This window comes from Sphingomonas sp. CCH9-F2, assembly GCF_001556735.1.
Classification (GTDB): domain Bacteria; phylum Pseudomonadota; class Alphaproteobacteria; order Sphingomonadales; family Sphingomonadaceae; genus Sphingomonas; species Sphingomonas ginsenosidimutans.
This window is the reverse complement of sequence record NZ_LSJO01000355.1, coordinates 1-21,124: the sequence shown is the minus strand read 5'-3', so window position 1 is coordinate 21,124 and position 21,124 is coordinate 1. Positions and strand designations below refer to the sequence as shown.

Below are 21,124 nucleotides of genomic sequence, written 5' to 3'. Positions count from 1 at the left end.
ACATCATCGCACAGCTACGCTGGTGCGGAGGTCGTCCACGACATCACGTCAGCGGGAAAAGCGGATGCCTTGCAGTGTCGGCTGATCCGGCCCGTCTTTTCGAACGACGCCGTATCCCGTGCGTCCGGGCCGCGGTACCGCGAGATTGCGGCCGTGCGTGTGCGTGGTGGGTGCCGGAACAGGTCCGGTATCCCGGACGGGGTGCCCCTAGCGCTTGCGGGTCAGCTCGCGCATCCCCGCGTCCAGCCCAGCAAGCGTCAGCGGGTACATGCGGTCGGTCATCAGTTCGCGGATGATCTTCGCCGATTGCGAATAGCCCCATTGCGATTCCGCTACGGGGTTCAGCCACACCGCGGCGGGATAGGTGTTGGTCAGCCGCTGCATCCACACTGCGCCGGCTTCCTCGTTGAAATGTTCGACCGAGCCGCCGGGGTGGGTGATCTCATAGGGGCTCATCGCCGCATCGCCGACGAACACCAGCTTGTAGTCGTGGCCGTATTTGTGAAGCACGTCCCAGGTCGGGGTGCGTTCCTGGAACCGGCGCTTGTTGTCCTTCCACACGCCCTCATACGGACAATTGTGGAAGTAGAAGAATTCGAGGTTCTTGAATTCGCTGGTCGCGGCGGAGAACAGTTCCTCGCACAGCTTGATGAACGGATCCATCGATCCGCCGATGTCGAGGAACAACAGCAGCTTCACCGCATTGCGGCGTTCCGGGCGCATGTGGACGTCCAGCCAGCCCTGCCGCGCGGTGCCGTCGATGGTGGCGTCGACGTCCAGTTCGTCCGCTGCGCCCTCACGCGCGAACTTGCGCAGCCGGCGCAGCGCGACCTTGATGTTGCGCGTGCCCAGCTCGCGCGTGCTGTCGAGGTTCTTGAACTCGCGCTGATCCCACACCTTGATCGCGCGCTTATGCCGCGATTCCCCGCCGATCCGCACGCCTTCGGGATTGTAGCCCGAATTGCCATAGGGACTGGTGCCGCCGGTGCCGACCCATTTGTTGCCGCCCTGATGGCGCTTTTGCTGTTCCTCAAGACGCTTCTTGAGCGTCTCCATGATCTCGTCCCAGGACCCCAGCGACTTGATCGCGGCCATTTCCTCGGGCGTCAGATATTTTTCGGCGATCGCCTTCAGCCAGTCCTCGGGAACCTCGGCGCCTTCCTGCGCGAAGCTGGTCTCCAGCCCTTTGAACACCTTGGCGAAGACCTGGTCGAAGCGGTCCAGCAACCCTTCGTCCTTCACGTAGACCGAGCGGCTGAGGTAATAGAATTGCTCGGGCGAGCGATCGATGACGTCCGCCTGCAACGCCTCCAGCAGGATCAGATGCTCCTTGAGGCTCGCGGGGATGCCGGCGGAGCGCAGCTCGTCGAGAAAGGCCAGGAACATGCGCGCATGATGCCCGCGGCGTGAGCCCGTGTCGAGTTGCTATCGAAGACGCGGTTCGGCGGTCAGCGCGATGCGATCGCCCCGGGGACATAGGCGTCGATCAGCGCGCCGACATCGTCGGGATGCTCGCCGCTGAGTTCGGCGGACGGCGGCGCATCGCCATAGATGAAGCCGGCGACGGGGTAGATGCTGCTGCCGAGGCCATTCGAATCGCGATACCAGACCTTCACCTGACTCCAGTCGTTGGCCGGTGACACGTCGTAGAGTGTCACGTCGCGTTCCGCATGGCCGCGGCGGCCGTCGCGGCGCGACCAGTTGGCGTGGGTGAGCATGACGACGCGGCGTTCGACGACGCGGCTGACCACCGCGACATGGCCGAGCCGCAACTGTCCGCTCTGCTTGAAGACGATCACCGCGCCGACGCGCGGCCGGTGCCCGCGGCGATAGCGGCCGTCCGCCTGATCCCACCATGTCCAGGCATCGCCGTAGATCTGGATTCCCGACGCCGACCGCGCAAACGGCACGCATTGGCCGACATAGTCGAGCAGCGACGGACCCGCCGCCGCCGTACCGGGCAGGGCGAGGAGCGAGGCGGCCAACGCAAGCGAGAATCGGACGAGAATCACGACGCGGCCACGCTACGTCGTGGTGCGATCCCAAGGGGTTAAGGGCGCACCAGCTTTTCGACGGAGCGGCTTTGCGCTGCGACGAGCCGTGGTCGAGCGATCGCGGCGTCACGCTGTTCCGCGGCGGCGCGGCGCACCTCGGTCAGGCCGTTGAGGCAGGCGATGAGATAGCGATGATCCTGTTGCAGGAACCGTCGCGGGGTCATCCCCAGGAAGCGATCGGCATCGCGCAGGAAGTGCGAGGCATCGAAATAGGTCGGCGCCATCGCGGCATAGTTCGCGCCGCCGCCCGCCAGCATCATCCGCACCAGCGAGCGGACGAAGCGGGTACGGATCAGCAGCGTCTTGGGCGGGAACCCGAAATAGCGCGTCGACAGCCGCCGCAGCGCCGCCGGCGACATGCCGAGCGACGCGGCGGCGCTGGTCAGGTCGCGCGTCTCTTCACTGGCGATCAGCCGCTGGAGCGCGACGATCTGATCGTCGTCGCGGCCTGGCGGACGTACGATCGCGAGCAGCAGATCGTCGAGGATCGCCTTCACCTGCGTCGAGCGGTCCGACGCGCGCAGCCGGTCGAGCGCGCAGGCGACCCAGCCGGCGGGGAGCAACGTGTCGAGTGGCACCACGCGGTCGCGATAGTCGTTCGCGCGCGCATCGAACAGCCGCGACCAACCGAGCGGGGTCAGATCGACGCCGATCGTCACGCCGCCATGCGTCGTCATCTGCATCGCGCGGCTGGCGTTGCCGTACAGCGCGGCGACCGGCATTGGATCGTAACGGCGCGACCCGATCGTCAGCGCGATCGCATCCGGCGCCAGGATGAAGCGGATCGCCGGCCAGGATGGCAGCAGCCAGGGCTTCACCCCGTCGCGCCATTCCTTTTTCGAATCGAAGACGTGATAGCTGCCGACCAAACCGCGCAGCGCGGGGGCGGGCATTTCGAACCGGGCGGCGGTGTGATCGGGCAGGCCGAACCGCTCCACCCGAACTCCTGGGACCAGCGACCCGCTTTCGATCATTCCCGACACCGCCTACGCCACCCCAATGATCGGATGTAGCGCGGTGAAGATGCGGGAAACAATAGTGAAGGCGGGGTAGGCGGCAGCGTCAGCCCTTGTTCGCCTGACGCTTGGCCATGAACGCCAGCCGTTCGAACAACATCACATCCTGTTCGTTCTTCAGCAGCGCGCCGTGCAGCGGCGGAATCGCCTTCGTCGGATCGCGGTTCTGCAGGACGTCGAGCGGCATGTCCTCGTGGAGCAGCAGTTTCAGCCAGTCGAGCAACTCGCTGGTCGACGGCTTCTTCTTCAGCCCCGGCACGTCGCGCACGTCGTAGAAGATGTCCATCGCGCGGCTGACCAGCATCTTCTGGATGCCGGGGAAGTGGACGTCGACGATCGCCTGCATCGTGTCGCGGTCGGGGAACTTGATATAGTGGAAGAAGCAGCGGCGCAGGAAGGCGTCCGGCAACTCCTTTTCATTGTTCGACGTGATGACGACGATCGGGCGTTCCTTCGCGCGGATCGTCTGCTTGGTTTCGTAGACGTGGAATTCCATGCGATCCAGCTCCTGAAGCAGATCGTTGGGGAATTCGATATCGGCCTTGTCGATCTCGTCGATCAGCAGGACGGCAGGGGTGTCACGCTCGAACGCCTCCCACAATTTGCCCTTGCGGATGTAGTTGGAAATGTCGTGGACGCGCGGGTCGCCCAACTGGCCGTCGCGCAGCCGTGCCACCGCGTCATATTCGTACAGGCCCTGCTGCGCCTTGGTCGTCGACTTGACGTTCCACTCGATCAGATCGGCGCCGACCGCCTTGGCGATCTCCTGCGCCAGCACGGTCTTGCCGGTGCCCGGCTCGCCCTTCACCAGCAGCGGGCGGCGCAGCGTGACCGCGGCGTTGACCGCCACTTTCAGATCGTCGGTGGCGACATAGCCTTCAGTGCCGTCGAACCGCTGCATTACCTTGCCCCGCCATCGTGTCGATTATCGGGTATGGTGTAGCGGCAGGTTGGGGCCGGGCGCAAGCGCGCGGCTTAATTCGGCTCCCGCGCGGCGGCGCGCGATTCCAGCAACGCCCACAGGCCGCGATGCTGCGCCAGCACCTGTTGCGCGCCGAACGCGAGCGCGCGTTCGACACCGGGCGCCGCGTCGACGGCGTCGAGGAAAGCGTCGGCCGCCTGCACGACCGGCGCGAACGCCCGCCCGCCCTCGATCCCCAGCCGCGCGGCGCAGCCGTCCAGTACCGTGCGAACCGTTTCCCAATCGAGCACCAGCGCCAGCGCGGCCCCAGTGCCGCAGCCGGCGCGATCCGAGCTCGCCAGCATCGCCAGCGCCTGACGCTGGCCGATGATCGCCGCCTCCGCCGCGGCGTGGCCGGGGGTGGAGGGCAGGGGGCCGACCGCGGCGGTCAGGCGCGCCAGATACGCACGCTCCGCGCGCATCGCGTCTGCCGCGCCGGTCAGCCACGCCAGCGCTTCACGATCGCCTGCGCGGGCCAGCGCATGATCGACCACTCCGGGCGCCGAGCCATGGACCACGCACAGCGCATAGACCGCATCGGCCAGATCGCGCAGCATCGCAGCGGGCGAGGCGAGCAGCCCCGCGTAAGGCGCCGCGGCGCTGCCGTCTGCGGCGAGCAACGCCCGGATCGTCGCCGCCGGCCCGGTCGTTTGCCGCGACGAAACCGCCGACCCGACCGCCATCGGGCCGTCCATCATCACCGCCATCACCGCGACTCCCGATCTTGTGCGACCAACCGGAACGACCACCGCGTCCCGTTGCCCCCTTGGGTAAGCGATCGACGTAAAGAGCGGGTTTACGCCCGGCGAAATTTTGCCGCTGTGTGATCGTTCCGGCACCGAAACGGCAGGATTCTGCCGCTGCAGCGCGGAGGTTGGCGCGCTGCATGTGGAAGGCCCAGCTTTCGCTGGGGCGACGTGGGCGGGACGTTACCAATGGTGCCCCACGAGGGAGCGCCCGGCGTTACTGGTCGAGGAAACTGCGCATCTTGCGGCTGCGCGACGGGTGCTTGAGCTTGCGCAGTGCCTTCGCCTCGATCTGGCGGATGCGTTCGCGCGTCACGCTGAACTGCTGCCCGACTTCCTCCAGCGTATGGTCGGTGTTCATGCCGATCCCGAAGCGCATGCGCAGCACGCGCTCCTCACGCGGGGTGAGGCTGGCGAGGACGCGGGTGACGGTTTCCTTCAGGTTCGCCTGGATCGCGGCATCGACCGGGATGACCGCGTTCTTGTCCTCGATGAAATCGCCCAGGTGCGAATCCTCCTCGTCGCCGATCGGCGTTTCGAGGCTGATCGGCTCCTTGGCGATCTTCATCACCTTGCGCACCTTCTCCAGCGGCATGGAAAGGCGCTCGGCCATCTCCTCCGGGGTCGGCTCGCGGCCCTGCTCGTGCAGGAACTGGCGGCTGGTGCGCACCAGCTTGTTGATCGTCTCGATCATATGGACCGGGATGCGGATCGTCCGCGCCTGATCGGCGATCGAGCGGGTGATCGCCTGCCGGATCCACCAGGTCGCATAGGTGCTAAACTTGTAGCCGCGGCGATACTCGAACTTGTCGACCGCCTTCATCAGGCCGATGTTGCCTTCCTGGATCAGGTCAAGGAACTGCAACCCGCGATTGGTGTATTTCTTGGCGATCGAGATGACGAGGCGCAGGTTCGCCTCGACCATTTCCTTCTTGGCGATACGCGCCTCGCGCTCGCCCTTCTGCACCATGTTCACGATGCGGCGGAATTCGGCCAGCGCCATGCCGGTCTGCTGCGAAATCTCGCTGATCTCGGTGCGGATGCGGTCGACCGCGCCCGCTTCGTTGGTGGCGAAGGCGGTCCACTTCTTGTCGAGGCCGTTGACCGCGTCGAGGAAGCCCTCGTCCAGCTCATGGCCCATGTAGCGGTCCAGGAAGTCCTTGCGCGCGACCTTGTGCCGCTCGGCGAGGCGCAGCATCTGCCCGCCCAGCGCGGTAAGGCGCCGATTGTAGCTGTACAGCTGGTCGACCAGATATTCGATCTTGGTCTGGTGGAACTGGACGCTCTCTACCTCGGCGGTCAGGTCCTCACGGAGCTTCTGGTACTTGCGCTCCTCGACCGCCGACAGCTCGGCGCCCGCGGCCATGGATTCCAGCCGCGATTCCTGCATCTTCGAGAATTTGCGGTAAATCGCGGTGATATTGGCGAACTTCTCCAGCGCCTGCGGCTTGAGCGTCTCCTCCATCTGCGCGAGGCTGAGCGTATTGTCCTCCTCGTCGTCGTCGGACGGGCGCGGCGTGCGACGCTCGGTCAGCTCGTCGTCCTCGTCGGCGGACGCCTCTTCCGGCTCTTCCTCCTCCTTGAACTGCGGGCCGGTCGCCGACGCGCTGATCTCGCCGCTGTCGTCCTCGGCGCCCTCGACCTGCTCGGCCGACGGCCCCTTGGACAGCATCGCGTCGAGATCGACGATCTCGCGCAGCTGCATCGTGCCTTCGTTCAGCGCGGTCGACCAGTCGATGATCGCGTTAAAGGTGATCGGGCTTTCGCACAGCCCCAGGATCATCGTGTCGCGCCCGGCCTCGATCCGCTTGGCGATGGCGATCTCGCCCTCGCGCGACAGCAGCTCGACCGCCCCCATCTCGCGCAGGTACATGCGGACGGGATCGTCGGTGCGGTCGATCGTCTCCTTCTTCTTCTCGACGACCGGCGCACTGCCGTCGTCGGTCGAATCGGTGGTATCGACCTCGTCGTCGTCGGCGCGCTCCTCGCTCTCGCCGTCCTCGCCCTGCTCCTCGTTCTCGACGATGTTCACGCCCATTTCGTTGAGCGCGGACATGATGTCTTCCAGCTGGTCGGACGACATCTGGTCCTGGGGCAGAGCCTCGTTCAGCTGGTCATAGGTGATGTAGCCGCGCTTCTTGGCACGGGCGATCAGCTTCTTGACGTTCGCATCGTTGAGGTCGATCAGCGGGGCATCGGCCACTTCCGCGCCATCGTCCGCCCCGCCACCGTTCATCTTCGCCATCAATCGTCCTCAAGTCCAAGCGCGCGGGCGTCTTCGTTTGCCTGCACGAGATTTGCAAGACGCTGGTCCAGCGCCCGCTGTTCGTTCACCAATGCCACCTGCCGCTGGAACGCCTCGTCGGTGAAGCGTTCCATCATCGCTGAGGTGGCCTCCGCCAGAGCCGCATCCACTTCCGGTCGCGTCACCAGGATCGCGATCGCCTCGTCCAGATCCTCACGCGCCTGTGTCGCATCCGCATCGGCGCGGGTGAACGAGTAAGGCATCGCATCGGCACGCAGCAGATCATGGGCGATGGTGTCGAAACCGGATTGCGCCAATATGGTGACAAGCCGCCCGCTATCAAGCGGCGCGGCGCGCGTGTCGGCCAGCGCGACGTCCACCACCGCCTCGAACAATCGCCCCAGTGCGCCATCGGCCAGCTTGAGCGAGCCGAGCACCTCCATATGGCGCGCGATCTCCGCGGGGTGGCGCAGCAGCCCGGCGACGACCGCCTTCGACAGGATCGGGTCGATCCCGCCCGCGGCGCGCAGGCGGCGCGCGTCCTCGGTCACGGGGGGCAGGGGCGGGGTCCACTTCTGTCCCGGCCCTCTCTGCTCCGACCGGCGCTGCCCGATCGGATAGAAGGGCTGGCGCTGCTGGAAGGGCTGGCGGGTGCGGGCGAACTGTTCGTCGAAGCGGTGGCGGAATTCGGCCTGATATTCGGACTTCACCGCCGGATCGGCGATCGACCCGGCAAGATCGGACAGCCGCCGCTTCAGCCCCGCGCGCTGTTCCGGGGTGGTGAGCGGTTCGGCGGCCAGTTCATGCTTCCATAGCCGGTCGACCAGCGGCTCCGCCTCGCGCACCAGTGCCTCGAACGCGGGTTTGCCCTTGGCGCGCATCAGGTCGTCGGGATCCTGACCGTCGGGCAGGGTGACAAAGGCGAGGCTGCGGCCCGGTGCCAGCATCGGCAGCGCGCGGTGCGCGGCGCGGATCGCCGCCTTCTGCCCGGCGCTGTCGCCGTCGAGGCACAGGACCGGCACGTCCACGACGCGCCACAGCCGCTCCAACTGGTGTTCGGTCAGTGCGGTGCCCAGCGGGGCCACCACCTCGCCGACGCCGCCCTGCGCCAGCGCGATCGCGTCCATATAGCCTTCCACCACGAACAGCCGGTCGGCCTTGCGCGCGGCGGGCGCGGCGCGATCGAGATTGTAGAGCGTGCGCCCCTTGTCGAACAACGGCGTGTCGGGGGAGTTGAGATATTTCGGCTCGCCGTCCCCGATGATCCGCCCACCGAACGCGATGACGCGCCCGCGCGGATCGCGGATCGGGATCATCAGTCGCCCGCGGAACCGGTCATACGGCTCCTTGCCCTCGACCTGGATCAGCAGCCCCGCCTCGACCAGCATGGCGTCGCCGAAATCCTTGAGCGCGGCGCGCAGGCGACCGCGCGAATCGGGGGAATAGCCGAAGCCGAATGCTTGCGCCGTCGCCGCCGACACGCCGCGCCGCTCCAGCAGCGCGCGCGCCGCCGCCCCCTCGATCCCGCCAAGCTGCTGGATGAAGAAATCCGCCGCGGCCTGCATGACGTCGTGAAGCGACTTGGCCCGTTCGGCGCGCTGCGCGGCGCGCGCATCCTGTTCGGGCATGTCGAGGCCGGCGGCGGCGGCAAGTTCCTTCACCGCGTCGATGAACGGCAGCCCCTGATGATCGGTCATCCAGCGGATGGCATCGCCATGCGCGGAACAGCCGAAGCAATGGTAGAAGCCCTTGTCGTCGTTGACGTAGAAGCTGGGCGTCTTCTCGTTATGGAAGGGGCAGCAGCCCTTCATCTCGCGCCCCGCGCGGGTCAGCTTCACCGTTTTTCCGACCAGGGCGGACAGCGAGGTGCGCGCACGCAATTCGTCGAGGAAGGCGGGGGTGAGGCTCACGCGCGATTGTAACCCGCCCTGTCACGGGAGGGTAAAAATTGCAATGATTCTGTTTGCGCGAAGCCGCGAAGGAAAGGGGGAAGGGGTTCGCGCAGAGGCGCGGAGGGGCAGAGATGTCGCGCCTGCCGCGCCAATCCGAGCCGCCTTGGCAGCTCTCTCGGACGCACCGTCGTGAAGGGAGGTGCGCTGGCGCGCGGAGCCACCTCTCCGGGCCTCCGCGCGAACCAAACCTTCCTGTTCTACAAATCAGGCCAAAGCCGCCTTCACCAGCGCGCTTGCCTTGCTCATGTCGAGCGTGGTCGCGTGCCGCGCCTTCAGTTCGGCCATCACGCGGCCCATGTCCTTCATGCCAGATGCGCCCAGATCGGCCTTGATCGCCTCGATCGCCGCCTTGGTCTCCTCCTCGCCCATTTGCGCGGGGAGGAAACGCTCGATCACCGCCACCTCGGCGGCCTCCGCGGCGGCCAGTTCGGCGCGGCTGCCCTGTTCGTACATGGCGATCGATTCGCGGCGCTGTTTGACCATCTTCTGAAGGACTTCGGTCACCAGCGCATCGTCGTCCGCGGGGGCGCCGCCGGTGCGCGCCTCGATATCGCGATTCTTGATCGCGGCCTGGATCAGGCCGATCGCGGCGCGGGATTCCTTGTCGCCCGCCTTCATGGCGGCGATCTGGGCTTGCTTGATGTCGTCTCGAATCATGTCGACCGCGATAGCGGTGCTGGACGGTTGACGCGAGGGGGTCGGGTGTCTAGCGGGCGGGGCTTAGCGACATTGCTGCAAACCAAGCTGAGGAGTGCTTGCCGACCATGGCCGAGCCGGACATTTCGCGCGTCCCGCAACCGGAGGGCGCCACAGGCGTCCTCGTCCTGGCCAATGGCGACGTGGCGTGGGGCCGTGGCTTCGGCGCCGCAGGAGCGGCGGTGGGCGAGGTGTGCTTCCACACCGCGATGACCGGCTATCAGGAGATCATGACCGACCCGTCGTTCGCGGGGCAGATCATCACCTTCACCTTCCCGCATATCGGCAATGTCGGCGCGAACCCCGACGACGTGGAGGCCAACGACCCCCACGCGCTGGGGATGATCGTGCGCGAGGATCCGACCGCGCCGTCGAACTTCCGGGCGATGGAGAACCTCGACGGCTGGATGAAGCGCCACATGCGCATCGGCCTGGCCGGGATCGACACGCGCGCGCTGACGCGCCGCATCCGCACCGGCGGCGCCCCCAATGGCGTCGTCGCGCATTCGCCCAATGGCACGTTCGACCTGCCGGCGCTGCTGGCGATGGCGCGCGGCTGGCCGGGTCTGGAGGGGATGGACCTCGCCCGGCAGGTGACGCGCGAGACGCACGGCACGTGGGAGGGCGGCATCTGGCGGCTCGGCTTCGGCTATGGCGCGGACGAGGGCGGCGCGCGGCCGCATGTCGTCGCGATCGATTACGGCAGCAAGCACAACATCTTCCGCAACCTCGTTCAGGCCGGCGCGAAGGTGTCGGTGGTGCCGGCCGAGGCGACTTTCGACCAGATCATGACGCTCAATCCGGACGGCATCTTCCTGTCGAACGGCCCCGGCGACCCGGCGGCGACCGGTGAATATGCCGTGCCGGTGATCCGGCAGCTGCTGGAGACGGGCAAGCCGCTGTTCGGCATCTGCCTGGGTCACCAGCTGCTGGGCCTCGCGGTGGGAGCGACGACCACCAAAATGTTCCAGGGCCACCGCGGCGCCAACCATCCGGTCAAGCGGCTGAGCGATGGCGCGGTCGAGATCACCAGCATGAACCACGGCTTCGCGGTCGAGCGGGAAAGCCTGCCCGCTAATGCGCGCGAGACGCATGTGTCGCTGTTCGACGGCTCGAACGCGGGGCTGGAACTGACCGACCGACCGGCGTTCTCGGTGCAGTATCATCCGGAGGCAAGCCCGGGGCCGCAGGATAGTTTCTATCTGTTCGAGAAGTTCGTCGGGTCGTTGCGAGGCGCAAACGGATGATGCGATTTCGCATCAAGCCTGCGCACGTGGACGATGTCCTCGCGATGCTTGCAGATGCGAAGATCGTACCGAGTCAAGTTTACGATCGTGATGATGGTGCAGTCGCCATCGAGGTAGGCGAAATCTCGGAAGCCCAAGCGGGTACGATTGTCACAGCTTTCCGACCCGAATGGTCGGCCATCATAGGAATAGTCGGCGGGCACCCGCCGTTGAAGGGCCTCTAAATGCCAAAACGCACCGACATCTCCTCCATCCTCGTGATCGGCGCGGGGCCGATCGTCATCGGTCAGGCGTGCGAGTTCGATTATTCGGGCACGCAGGCGATCAAGGCGCTCAAGGAAGAGGGTTATCGCATCGTCCTGGTCAATTCGAACCCGGCGACGATCATGACCGATCCCGAGCTGGCCGACGCCACCTATGTCGAGCCGATCACGCCCGAGGTGGTCGCCAAGATCATTGAGGCGGAGCGGCCCGATGCGGTGCTGCCGACGATGGGCGGGCAGACCGCGCTCAACACCGCGCTGGCGCTGTTCCATGACGGCACGCTGGAGAAGTTCGGCGTCCAGATGATCGGTGCCGATGCCGATGCGATCGACAAGGCCGAAGACCGGCTGAAATTCCGCAACGCGATGGACAAGATCGGGCTGGAATCGGCCCGCTCGTCGATCGCGCATACCGAGGCGGAGGCGCTGGCCGGGCTGGAGAAGGTCGGGCTGCCGGCGATCATCCGCCCCAGCTTCACGCTGGGCGGCACCGGCGGCGGCGTCGCGTACAATCGCGAGGAGTTCATCGAGATCGTCCGCAAGGGCCTCGACGCCTCGCCCACCACCGAGGTGCTGATCGAGGAATCGCTGCTCGGCTGGAAGGAGTATGAGATGGAGGTGGTCCGCGACCGCGCGGACAATTGCATCATCATCTGTTCGATCGAGAATGTCGATCCGATGGGCGTCCACACCGGCGATTCCATCACCGTCGCGCCAGCGCTGACGCTGACCGACAAGGAATATCAGATCATGCGCAACGCCAGCATCGCGGTGCTGCGCGAAATCGGCGTGGAAACAGGCGGTTCGAACGTCCAGTTCGCGGTCAATCCGAAGGACGGCCGGCTGATCGTGATCGAGATGAACCCGCGCGTGAGCCGCTCGTCGGCGCTGGCGTCCAAGGCGACCGGCTTTCCGATCGCCAAGGTCGCGGCGAAGCTGGCGGTCGGCTATACGCTCGACGAGATCGAGAACGACATCACCGGCGCGACCCCGGCCAGCTTCGAGCCGACGATCGATTACGTCGTGACCAAGATCCCGCGTTTCGCATTCGAGAAGTTCAAGGGCGCGCAGGCGACGCTGGGCACCGCGATGAAGTCGGTCGGCGAGGTGATGGCGATCGGCCGCAACGTCCACGAATCGATGCAGAAGGCGTTGCGCGGGCTGGAGACCGGCCTGTCCGGCTTCAACCAGGTCGACCGGCTGGTCGGCGCGCCGCGCGCGGAGATCGAGGCGGCGCTGGCGTCGCCGACGCCCGACCGGCTGCTGGTGGCGGCGCAAGCCCTTCGGGAAGGCTTCACCGTCGCCGAGGTGAACGCGATCGCCAAGTTCGATCCCTGGTTCGTCGAGCGTCTCGCGGAGATCGTCGCGGCCGAGGCCGAGGTGATGGAGCAGGGCCTGCCCATCGACGCCGCCGGGATGCGCCGGCTGAAGGCGATGGGCTTTTCCGACAAAAGGCTGGCGTGGCTGGCGCTGCAATCGGCGAACCTGCGCGGCATGGAACGCGGGATCGCGCGCGGATCGGGGCTGATCCACGAAGCGGTCAAGGCGATGACCGGCGGCGTGACCGAGGAAGAGGTGCGCGAGCATCGCGTCAAGCTGGGCGTGCGCCCGGTATTCAAGCGGATCGACACCTGCGCGGCGGAGTTCGACGCCAGGACGCCGTACATGTATTCGACCTACGAAGCGCCCAGCTTCGGCGAGCCGGAGAATGAGGCGCAGCCGTCCGACCGGCGCAAGATCGTCATCCTGGGCGGCGGGCCAAACCGGATCGGGCAGGGGATCGAGTTCGACTACTGCTGCTGCCACGCCTGCTTCGCGCTGGCGGACGCGGGCTATGAGACGATCATGGTCAACTGCAACCCGGAAACGGTGAGCACCGACTATGACACGTCCGACCGCCTATATTTCGAGCCGCTGACCGCCGAAGACGTGCTGGAGATCCTGCACGTCGAACAGCAGTCGGGCGAGCTGGTCGGTGTGATCGTCCAGTTCGGCGGGCAGACTCCGCTGAATCTGGCGCGCGCGCTGGAAAAGGCGGGTATCCCGATCCTGGGCACCAGCCCGGACGCGATCGACCTGGCCGAGGACCGCGAGCGGTTCGCCGCGCTGGTAAACAAGCTGCGCCTGTTGCAGCCCGCCAACGGCATCGCGCGCAGCCGTGACGAGGCGCTCGCGGTCGCGAACCGTATCGGCTACCCGGTGCTGATGCGCCCCAGCTACGTGCTGGGCGGCCGCGCGATGGAGATCGTCGACAGCGACCAGCAGCTGGACGACTATATCCAGACCGCGGTGCAGGTATCGGGCGATGCCCCGGTGCTGATCGACCAGTATCTTCGCGACGCGATCGAGGTGGACGTCGATGCGATCTGCGACGGCGACGACATGGTCGTCGCGGGCGTGCTCCAGCATATCGAGGAGGCGGGGGTCCATTCGGGCGACAGCGCCTGTTCGATCCCGCCCTATTCGCTGCCCGCGGAGATCATCGCCGAGATCGAACGGCAGGCCGAGGCGCTGGCGCGCGGCCTGAACGTCGTCGGGCTGATGAACATCCAGTTCGCGGTGAAGGACGGCAAGGTGTACCTTATCGAGGTGAACCCGCGCGCCAGCCGCACGGTGCCGTTCGTCGCCAAGGCGATCGGCGCGCCGATCGCGAAGATCGCCAGCCGCGTGATGGCGGGCGAAAAGCTGCGCGACCTGCCGCCGATCGATCGCAACATCGATTATTATGCGGTCAAGGAAGCGGTGTTCCCGTTCAACCGCTTCCCCGGGATCGACCCGGTGCTGTCGCCGGAAATGAAGTCCACCGGCGAAGTGATGGGGATCTCGACCGATTTCACCACCGCCTTTGCCAAGTCGCAGCTGGGCGCGGGCACCGTCCTGCCGACCGAAGGCGCAGTGTTCGTCAGCGTCAAGGATGGCGACAAGGCCGCGATCGTCCCTGCGGTGGAGGCGCTGGTCGCGGCCGGCTTCACCATCGTGGCGACCGGGGGCACCGCCGATCACCTGTCGCGCGCCGGCCTGCCGATCGAGCGGGTGAACAAGGTGGCCCAGGGACGTCCGCATATCGTCGACCGGATCAAGGACGGCGGCATCGCGCTGATCTTCAACACCACCGAAGGGTGGCAGAGCCTGAAGGATTCTCAGCCGATCCGTGCTTCCGCGGTGAACGGGAAGATTCCCTATTTCACCACCGCATCGGCGGCAGTGCAAGCGGCCGAGGCGATTCGGACCGCAACGACCCGCAAGCTTGAAGTGCGGCCGCTGCAGTCTTATTATTCACGGCCGCACGACTGATCCCCCACATGTTTGGATGGTGCGGGCGGTCCTCAGGGAGGGGGCCGCTCGGGGAAGCGTTTTTGAAGGATAAGCGATGGCGACCGTCGAGAAGATGCCGATGCTGCAGGAAGGCTATGAGAAGCTGACCGCAGACCTGAAGCGCCTCAAGATCGAACGCCCGCAGATCGTCGATGCGATCGAGGAAGCGCGTGCGCATGGCGACCTTTCGGAGAACGCCGAATATCACGCCGCCAAGGAGCGGCAGGGCCAGGTAGAGGCGACGATCGCCGATATCGAGGACAAGTTGAGTCGCGCGCAGATCATCGACCCGCGGGATCTGTCGGGCGACAAGATCGTGTTCGGCGCGACCGTCACGCTGATGGACGAGGACGACAAGCCGGTCCGCTACCAGATCGTCGGCCAGACCGAGGCGGACGCCAAGAGCGGGCGGATCAGCTACAATTCCCCGCTCGGTCGCGCGCTGATCGGGCGCAGCGTCGACGACGAGGTGGAGGTGTCGGTGCCGGCGGGCGACCGTTACTACCTCGTGTCGAAGATCGAGTTCATCTGACGCGCCATGTCCTGCCGGCGTCGTGGGACGCCCGGCTCGCCGGATATGAATGGTATCGCGACGACGCGGGCGAATCCGGCGGTGTCATCCACCGCCTGACGCGCGCCGGTGCGCCGTCGCTGTACCTGAAACATGGCACCGGTGCGGTCGCGGCGGCGATCGTGGACGAGGCGGTGCGACTGCGCTGGTTGCAGGGACGCGTCCCTGCGGCGCGGCCGGTCGCCTCCGCGGACGAGGATGGCGCCGCCTGGCTGTTGACCACCGGTGTGGCGGGCCGGACCGGGGATGCGTGGCTGGATCACGATCCCGCGCTGCTGCCCGTGATCGTCGCCGCCTTCGCCAGGTTCCTGACGCAGCTTCATGCACTACCAGTGGACGATTGCCCGTTCGAGGCCGGCGCGGCGCTGCGGCTGGCGGCCGCGCGGCGACGGGTGGGGGCGGGGGAGGTGGACGTCGAGGATTTCGCCGACGATCACCTCGGCTGGGATGCCGAGCGGATGCTGGCGCATACCGAGGCGCTGTACGATCCCGACCTGCACCAGCGCGTCGTGACGCACGGCGACTTCTCGCTCGGCAACCTGTTGATGGACGAACGCGGCCACGTCACCGGCTGTATCGACGTCGGCCTGCTGGGCGTGGCGGACCCGTATCAGGATATCGCGATCCTGTGCGCCAATCTGGAGGAGATCGACCCCGCAGCGGAGCGCGCGTTCCTCGATGCGATCGGCGTGGCGTCACCCGATCGGCAGCGGATGGATTTCCACCGCTGTCTCGACGAACTGTTCTGACCGGCCCCTCCGGTTCGCTTCGCGGAGGGGCCGGTGCGCCTCACTGCGCCGGCTTGGCGAGCAGATCGGGTTCCAGCAGGCGGTGCAGATGCACCACCACATATTTCATCTCGGCATCGTCGACGGTGCGCTGCGCCGCCGCGCGCCACGCCTTTTCGGCGCTGGCATAGTCCGGGAAGATGCCGACCACCTCGATCGAGGACAGGTCGTTGAAATCGAGCGTACGCGGATCGTTGACGCGCCCGCCGAACACCAGATGCAATTTGCTCATGCGCGGTTCCTGAGGGAGGGAAGGATCGCAAACACGGCTGGCAGCGATCGACCCGTGACGGAGAAAAGGAGATCGCGCCGGGCGTATGCCGCCGGTGCGATCTCCTCTCCCGTATAGCGAGGCGACGTGCTGCCCGACGTCGCTTGTGTCGGCCGCTCTACCGCGAAGCGGCGCGGGTTTGAAGTCCCGCGCGCGCCGTTGCGTGCGTTCAGGCGCCCTTGACCTGCTCCTTGCTCGCCTGCGCCGCCGCAGTACCGGCCGATGTGGCCGCCTTCACGACGCCTTGGAGCAGCGACTTGGCCTGATCCTTGGCTGCGCCCTTGCTGAGGCCAAGCTGGTCGAGCTCGGCGCGCCCGGCCTCCTTCGCGGCGGCAAGCCCGGCGACCGCCGCGGCGGCTACCTTGCGCCCGACCGGGGCGAGCAATTCCTTTTCGCGCTGTCCGCGCGGCACGACCAGCGCGACCAGCGCGCCGAGCGCCATGCCGCCGACGACGACGCCGAGCGGGTTGGTTTCCAGCGTCTGGACGGTGGCCTGCGCCGCGTCGCTCGCCTTGTGACGCGCGGTTTCATACGCGCTGGACGCCTTGTCGGCGGCGGTGTCGATGCCGTCGCGAATGCGCCCGTGGTGCTCTGCCTGGGTGTCGTGGTGATCGGTCATCATCGGTTCCTTCATCGGCCGTGAACGGACGAACGCTTGATGGAGAGGAGCGGTTTCCGCTTGGCGGGGCGCGCGAACAGGGCGGCAATGCGCTTTCGGTTGAGCGCCGCCAGCAACACCGCCGCGGCGCCCGCGACGGCGACCGGATTGCGGCGCGCGACCGCGACCGACGCCTGCGCGGCACGGCTGCCGCTTTCGCTGACCTCGCTCACCGCGCGGCGCGCGATGCGTTCGGGCGCCAGCTGGGTCTGCAGCGCTTCGACCGTGCTGGTCAAACGCTGCCGTGCCGCCTCTGCGCGGGCCTGTGCCGCCGCGACGTCGCTCATCGCGACAGCCTCGTCACGCCGGCGTAACCCAGTGCCGCCGCGACGGCGAGTGTCACGCCGACCACGACGAGCGTCGCAAAGCCCGGTCCGATCAGCGTCGCGAGCGATACGATCAACCCGACCAGCAGCGCGATCAACGCTGCCACCGCGAGCACCCCGGCAACCGCGAAATAGAGCGCCGCCGCCTTGTAGCGCGCCGTCATGTCGCCGACCTTCGCCTTGGCCAGCGCGATTTCGGCCTGCGCAACCTCGCGCGCGTCGCTGGTCAGGCGCGCGAAGAGGTGCGGGATGCTGTGATCCTCCAACAGCGGTTCGCGAAGCCCCATGGATCAGGCGTCGCGGTGGTCGAGACCGGAGGACAGCAGGCGCGCTACGACGAAGCCGATCCCGGCAGCGACGCCGACCGCGACCGCGGGACTTTTCTTTACCAGTTCGCGGACGTCGGCGACCAGATCGTCGACGGTCTTGGCATCGATCGAGCTGGACAGTCCCTGGACGCGATCGGCGGCCTGACGCGCATACTGGCCGTATTGCTCGCCGATCTTCTCGTCCACCTGTGCGGCGGCGTCGTTGAGCATGGTCGACAGCTGGCCCAGCGCGCTCGTGGCGCGGGCCTTGCCATCCTCCGCATACAGCCGCGCCTTGTCGGTGGCCTGTTCGCGACCCTTGGCGACATTGTCCGCCAGCGTCTGCCGCGCGGTGGCGAAGGTGCCGCCCGCCGTCGGCTCCGCCGCCGGGGTATCGCCGACGGGGGCGGTCACCGGCCCATTTTCGATATTGCTCGTCGAAGGCGCCGTGTCGTGATCGTGTTGCTCGGCCATGATCCATTCCTTCCCAGGTCGAAACGAACAAACCCGACGATGGCATGTCGGGTTCCCGCGTCGTGCGCCATCGCGTTGCGGCGGCGCACCATGCCCGCTAGAGGCGGAACGCGCTGCCGCTCCCGGCAAACAGATAAGGGGATCGTTTCGTGACCGCAATCATCGACCTGCACGGCCGCCAGATCATCGACAGCCGCGGCAATCCCACCGTCGAGGTCGACGTGCTGCTGGAAGACGGCAGCTTCGGTCGCGCGGCAGTCCCCTCGGGCGCGTCCACCGGCGCCCACGAAGCGGTCGAGAAGCGCGACGGCGACAAGAGCAAGTGGGGTGGCAAGGGCGTCGAGATCGCGGTCGACGCGGTCAATTCTGACCTCGCCGAGGCGTTGATCGGGCTTGATGCCGAGGATCAGATCGAAATCGACCGCGCGATGATCGCGCTGGACGGTACCGAGAACAAGAGCCGGCTGGGCGCGAACGCGATCCTGGGCGCCAGCCTGGCGGTGGCGAAGGCGGCGGCGGATGCGCGCGGGTTGCCGCTGTACCGTTACGTCGGCGGGGTCGCGGCGCATGTCCTGCCGGTGCCGATGATGAACATCATCAACGGCGGCGAACATGCCGACAACCCTATCGATTTCCAGGAATTCATGATCATGCCGGTCGGCGCGCCGACGCTGGCGGATGCGGTGCGCTGCGGCTCCGAAATCTTCCACACGCTCAAGAAGGGCCTGCACGACAAGGGGCTGGCGACCGCAGTGGGCGACGAGGGTGGCTTCGCGCCGAACCTGGCCAGCACCACCGATGCGCTGGACTTCATCATGAAGAGCATCGAGGCGGCCGGCTACACCCCCGGCGACGACGTGATGCTGGCGCTCGATTGCGCCGCGACCGAGTTCTTCAAGGACGGCAAGTACGTCATTTGCGGCGAGAACCTGACGCTGGAGCCGGGCGCGATGGCCGATTACCTCGCCGATCTGGTCGCGCGCTACCCGATCCTGTCGATCGAGGACGGCATGGCCGAGGACGATTTTGAGGGGTGGAAGGCGCTGACCGATGCGGTCGGCGGCAAGGTGCAGCTGGTCGGCGACGATCTGTTCGTGACCAATCCCAGGCGGCTGACGATGGGGATCGAGAAGGGGCTGGCCAATTCGCTGCTGGTGAAGGTCAACCAGATCGGCACGCTGACCGAGACGCTGGAGGCGATCCGCATCGCAGAGCGCGCGGGTTATACCGCGGTGATGTCGCACCGCTCGGGCGAGACCGAGGATTCGACGATCGCCGACCTGGCGGTCGCCACCAACTGCGGCCAGATCAAGACCGGCAGCCTCGCGCGGTCGGACCGGCTCGCCAAGTACAACCAGCTGATCCGCATCGAGGAGGAGCTGGGCGACGTGGCGCATTACGCCGGCCGCGACATCCTGCGGCGGCGCGGCTGATGGCGCTTGCCAAGGGCGTGGCGGCGCGCGACAGTCGCGGCGCCATGCCCCGCAAGCCTCATCCGCTGAAATCCACGTTGCGCCGCGCTATCGCTCCGGCGATCTTCATGGCGGTGCTGGTGTTCTTCGGCGCCTATGCGGTGCTGGGGCCGAACGGCGTGCTGGCGCTGGGCGACTACAAGCGCCAGCTGGCACAGCGCGAGAAGCAATATGCGACGCTGGACCAGCGGCGCGCGATGCTGAAGAACCGCGTCACGCTGCTCGATCCGCGCCACGCCAACCCGGACATGGTCGACGAGCTGGTGCGCAAGGAACTGAACGTCGCGCACCCGGACGAGGTGATCGTGCCGCTGAAATGAGAAAGGGCGGCTCGTCGGTGGTCGCCCTTCCCATTCATGCCTGATCGTGCGGGTCAGGCGGTCAGAAGGCGCTTCTCACCCGCCAGCCGCATCATCGCGCGTTGCAGCTTCTCGAACGCGCGCACTTCGATCTGGCGAACGCGCTCGCGGCTGACGCCATAGACCTGGCTCAGCTCCTCCAGCGTCTTGGGATCGTCGGTCAGCCGCCGCTCGGTCAGGATGTGCTTCTCGCGGTCGTTCAAGTCCTCCATCGCGGACACGAGCATGTCGTGGCGCACGTCGGCTTCCTGCTGGTCGGCGACGACGCTGTCCTGCAGCGGCGAATCATCGGCAAGCCAGTCCTGCCACTGGCCTTCGCCATCCTCGCGCATCGGGACGTTCAGCGACGTGTCGCCGCCCATCGCCATGCGGCGATTCATGCTGACCACGTCCGCCTCGGTCACCCCCAGGTCGGTGGCGATCTTTTCGACATCCTCGGGGCGCAGGTCGCCATCCTCGAACGCGTCAAGGCGCGCCTTCATCCGGCGAAGGTTGAAGAACAGCTTCTTCTGCGCCGCGGTGGTGCCCATCTTCACCAGCGACCAGCTGCGCAGGATGAATTCCTGGATCGACGCGCGAATCCACCACATCGCATAGGTGGCGAGGCGGAAGCCGCGATCCGGCTCGAACTTCTTCACGCCCTGCATCAGGCCGATATTGCCCTCGGAGATCAGCTCCGACACCGGCAGGCCGTAGCCACGATAGCCCATCGCGATCTTCGCGACGAGCCGCAGGTGCGACGTCACCAGCTGCGCCGCGGCGTCGGTGTCGCCATGTTCCTGGAACCGCTTGGCGAGCATATATTCCTGCTCTGGCGCCAGGATCGGGAATTTCTTGATCTCGGAAAGGTAGCGATTGAGGCTTTGCTCCCCGCCAAGGGCAGGAATCGTCGCCGGGACGTTGCTGCGGGTTGCCATGATCCTTTGTCTCCCTTCCTCGCGGAGAACGCCGGGCCGCCCTGATGCGGCACGATCCGGCGTGGTCCGAACCTATACGACAAGCTGACTGAACAGTTCCTGCATGTCTGCCGGCATCACGCTTTCGAACGACAAAGCGTGGCTTGTGATCGGGTGGATGAACCCGAGCCGGGCGGCGTGCAATGCCTGGCGTCGGAAATCCAGGGTTTCCAGAACGCGCTTGTGAGCCTGTTTTGTTCTACCATAGACTGGGTCGCCCAGCAAGGCATGGCCGATCGACGCCATATGGACGCGCACCTGGTGCGTGCGCCCGGTTTCCAGCCGGCATTCGACCAGCGCCGCTTCGCGCAGCAGCTCCAGCGTGCGATAGTGCGTGACCGCGCGCTTGCCGCCGGCGACGATCGCCACCTTCTTGCGATTGTGCGGCGAACGGGCCAGCGGCGCATCGACGGTGCCGGCGGCAAGCGCGCGGTCACGCACTATCG

Annotated in this window: 21 protein-coding genes; 6 read left to right on the top strand and 15 right to left on the bottom strand. The window is 66.6% G+C overall.

Features of this window, described 5'->3' with window-relative positions; all coding sequences use genetic code 11:
- Positions 1-207: 207 nt before the first annotated feature.
- The 8 genes from AX685_RS10415 to AX685_RS10380 form a co-directional block, all read right to left on the bottom strand.
- Entirely contained in the window at positions 208-1,386 is a 1,179-nt protein-coding gene (locus AX685_RS10415) for a vWA domain-containing protein (RefSeq protein ID WP_066488281.1), read from the bottom strand.
- A 62-nt stretch (positions 1,387-1,448) separates the two neighbouring features.
- Positions 1,449-2,012: a CHAP domain-containing protein gene (locus tag AX685_RS10410; RefSeq protein WP_066488280.1), complete on the bottom strand. Its 564-nt coding sequence runs from the start codon at positions 2,010-2,012 to the stop codon at positions 1,449-1,451.
- 38 nt (positions 2,013-2,050) lie between these two features.
- Positions 2,051-3,028, bottom strand: coding sequence for an AraC family transcriptional regulator (locus AX685_RS10405; RefSeq protein ID WP_066488278.1), 978 nt, complete (start codon positions 3,026-3,028; stop codon positions 2,051-2,053).
- 88 nt (positions 3,029-3,116) lie between these two features.
- A complete protein-coding gene (locus AX685_RS10400) occupies positions 3,117-3,971 on the bottom strand; it encodes an AAA family ATPase (protein ID WP_066488276.1) in 855 nt (284 codons plus the stop codon).
- A 74-nt stretch (positions 3,972-4,045) separates the two neighbouring features.
- On the bottom strand, positions 4,046-4,738 hold the full coding sequence (locus tag AX685_RS10395; protein ID WP_231738770.1) for a DUF6975 family protein: 693 nt from the start codon (positions 4,736-4,738) through the stop codon (positions 4,046-4,048).
- Positions 4,739-4,994: 256 nt separating this feature from the next.
- Entirely contained in the window at positions 4,995-7,022 is a 2,028-nt protein-coding gene (rpoD, locus tag AX685_RS10390; RefSeq protein WP_066488274.1) for an RNA polymerase sigma factor RpoD, read from the bottom strand.
- Entirely contained in the window at positions 7,022-8,932 is a 1,911-nt protein-coding gene (dnaG, locus tag AX685_RS10385) for a DNA primase (RefSeq protein WP_066488272.1), read from the bottom strand. The genes rpoD and dnaG overlap by 1 nt, the downstream gene beginning before the upstream one ends.
- A gap of 246 nt (positions 8,933-9,178) precedes the next feature.
- Positions 9,179-9,631: a GatB/YqeY domain-containing protein gene (locus AX685_RS10380; RefSeq protein ID WP_066488269.1), complete on the bottom strand. Its 453-nt coding sequence runs from the start codon at positions 9,629-9,631 to the stop codon at positions 9,179-9,181.
- Positions 9,632-9,738: 107 nt separating this feature from the next.
- Between AX685_RS10380 and carA the strand changes: the two genes are divergently transcribed.
- From carA to AX685_RS10355, 4 genes are all read left to right on the top strand, one after another.
- Positions 9,739-10,917, top strand: a complete 1,179-nt coding sequence (carA, locus tag AX685_RS10375; protein WP_066488267.1) for a glutamine-hydrolyzing carbamoyl-phosphate synthase small subunit — start codon at positions 9,739-9,741, stop codon at positions 10,915-10,917.
- A 224-nt stretch (positions 10,918-11,141) separates the two neighbouring features.
- A complete protein-coding gene (gene carB, locus AX685_RS10365; RefSeq protein ID WP_066488260.1) occupies positions 11,142-14,474 on the top strand; it encodes a carbamoyl-phosphate synthase large subunit in 3,333 nt (1,110 codons plus the stop codon).
- Between the two features lie 76 nt (positions 14,475-14,550).
- Positions 14,551-15,027, top strand: a complete 477-nt coding sequence (gene greA / locus AX685_RS10360; protein ID WP_066488257.1) for a transcription elongation factor GreA — start codon at positions 14,551-14,553, stop codon at positions 15,025-15,027.
- A complete protein-coding gene (locus AX685_RS10355) occupies positions 15,024-15,815 on the top strand; it encodes an APH(3') family aminoglycoside O-phosphotransferase (protein ID WP_066488254.1) in 792 nt (263 codons plus the stop codon). The genes greA and AX685_RS10355 overlap by 4 nt, the downstream gene beginning before the upstream one ends.
- 40 nt (positions 15,816-15,855) lie before the next feature.
- Here the strand turns inward: AX685_RS10355 and AX685_RS10350 are convergent, their stop codons facing one another.
- The 5 genes from AX685_RS10350 to AX685_RS10330 all read right to left on the bottom strand — a co-directional run bounded on the left by AX685_RS10350 (position 15,856) and on the right by AX685_RS10330 (position 17,891).
- Positions 15,856-16,086, bottom strand: a complete 231-nt coding sequence (locus AX685_RS10350) for a DUF4170 domain-containing protein (protein WP_066488252.1) — start codon at positions 16,084-16,086, stop codon at positions 15,856-15,858.
- Between the two features lie 208 nt (positions 16,087-16,294).
- Positions 16,295-16,744 carry a hypothetical protein gene (locus AX685_RS10345; RefSeq protein WP_066488291.1) on the bottom strand — a complete coding sequence of 150 codons (450 nt, stop codon included), beginning with the start codon at positions 16,742-16,744 and terminating at the stop codon, positions 16,295-16,297.
- Positions 16,745-16,755: 11 nt separating this feature from the next.
- The gene (locus AX685_RS10340) at positions 16,756-17,070 is read right to left on the bottom strand and encodes a DUF3618 domain-containing protein (protein ID WP_066488250.1); all 315 of its coding nucleotides are present in this window, start codon (positions 17,068-17,070) and stop codon (positions 16,756-16,758) included.
- Complete coding sequence (locus AX685_RS10335; protein WP_066488248.1) at positions 17,067-17,396, bottom strand: phage holin family protein; 330 nt, start codon at positions 17,394-17,396, stop codon at positions 17,067-17,069. Before AX685_RS10335 ends, AX685_RS10340 begins: the two co-directional genes overlap by 4 nt.
- A 3-nt stretch (positions 17,397-17,399) precedes the next feature.
- Complete coding sequence (locus AX685_RS10330; protein ID WP_096613391.1) at positions 17,400-17,891, bottom strand: hypothetical protein; 492 nt, start codon at positions 17,889-17,891, stop codon at positions 17,400-17,402.
- A gap of 149 nt (positions 17,892-18,040) precedes the next feature.
- Between AX685_RS10330 and eno the strand changes: the two genes are divergently transcribed.
- Both eno and AX685_RS10320 read left to right on the top strand, forming a co-directional pair.
- Positions 18,041-19,324: a phosphopyruvate hydratase gene (gene eno, locus AX685_RS10325; protein ID WP_066488245.1), complete on the top strand. Its 1,284-nt coding sequence runs from the start codon at positions 18,041-18,043 to the stop codon at positions 19,322-19,324.
- A complete protein-coding gene (locus AX685_RS10320; protein WP_420542551.1) occupies positions 19,324-19,683 on the top strand; it encodes an FtsB family cell division protein in 360 nt (119 codons plus the stop codon). The genes eno and AX685_RS10320 overlap by 1 nt, the downstream gene beginning before the upstream one ends.
- A 53-nt stretch (positions 19,684-19,736) precedes the next feature.
- Here the strand turns inward: AX685_RS10320 and rpoH are convergent, their stop codons facing one another.
- Positions 19,737-20,639, bottom strand: coding sequence for an RNA polymerase sigma factor RpoH (gene rpoH / locus AX685_RS10315; protein WP_066488244.1), 903 nt, complete (start codon positions 20,637-20,639; stop codon positions 19,737-19,739).
- A 72-nt stretch (positions 20,640-20,711) separates the two neighbouring features.
- Positions 20,712-21,124, bottom strand: a 413-nt coding sequence (locus AX685_RS10310) for an RluA family pseudouridine synthase (RefSeq protein WP_231738767.1), incomplete at its 5' end; no start/stop codon positions are given.

Coding starts and splice junctions, on each gene's coding strand:
- AX685_RS10415 (WP_066488281.1), bottom strand. CDS start 1,386: ATGTTCCTGGCCTTTCTCGACGAGCTGCGCTCCGCCGGCATCCCCGCG.
- AX685_RS10405 (WP_066488278.1), bottom strand. CDS start 3,028: ATGATCGAAAGCGGGTCGCTGGTCCCAGGAGTTCGGGTGGAGCGGTTC.
- AX685_RS10400 (WP_066488276.1), bottom strand. CDS start 3,971: ATGCAGCGGTTCGACGGCACTGAAGGCTATGTCGCCACCGACGATCTG.
- AX685_RS10395 (WP_231738770.1), bottom strand. CDS start 4,738: ATGGCGGTGATGATGGACGGCCCGATGGCGGTCGGGTCGGCGGTTTCG.
- rpoD (WP_066488274.1), bottom strand. CDS start 7,022: ATGGCGAAGATGAACGGTGGCGGGGCGGACGATGGCGCGGAAGTGGCC.
- AX685_RS10380 (WP_066488269.1), bottom strand. CDS start 9,631: ATGATTCGAGACGACATCAAGCAAGCCCAGATCGCCGCCATGAAGGCG.
- carA (WP_066488267.1), top strand. CDS start 9,739: ATGGCCGAGCCGGACATTTCGCGCGTCCCGCAACCGGAGGGCGCCACA.
- carB (WP_066488260.1), top strand. CDS start 11,142: ATGCCAAAACGCACCGACATCTCCTCCATCCTCGTGATCGGCGCGGGG.
- greA (WP_066488257.1), top strand. CDS start 14,551: ATGGCGACCGTCGAGAAGATGCCGATGCTGCAGGAAGGCTATGAGAAG.
- AX685_RS10350 (WP_066488252.1), bottom strand. CDS start 16,086: ATGAGCAAATTGCATCTGGTGTTCGGCGGGCGCGTCAACGATCCGCGT.
- AX685_RS10345 (WP_066488291.1), bottom strand. CDS start 16,744: ATGACCGATCACCACGACACCCAGGCAGAGCACCACGGGCGCATTCGC.
- AX685_RS10340 (WP_066488250.1), bottom strand. CDS start 17,070: ATGAGCGACGTCGCGGCGGCACAGGCCCGCGCAGAGGCGGCACGGCAG.
- AX685_RS10335 (WP_066488248.1), bottom strand. CDS start 17,396: ATGGGGCTTCGCGAACCGCTGTTGGAGGATCACAGCATCCCGCACCTC.
- AX685_RS10330 (WP_096613391.1), bottom strand. CDS start 17,891: ATGGCCGAGCAACACGATCACGACACGGCGCCTTCGACGAGCAATATC.
- AX685_RS10320 (WP_420542551.1), top strand. CDS start 19,324: ATGGCGCTTGCCAAGGGCGTGGCGGCGCGCGACAGTCGCGGCGCCATG.
- rpoH (WP_066488244.1), bottom strand. CDS start 20,639: ATGGCAACCCGCAGCAACGTCCCGGCGACGATTCCTGCCCTTGGCGGG.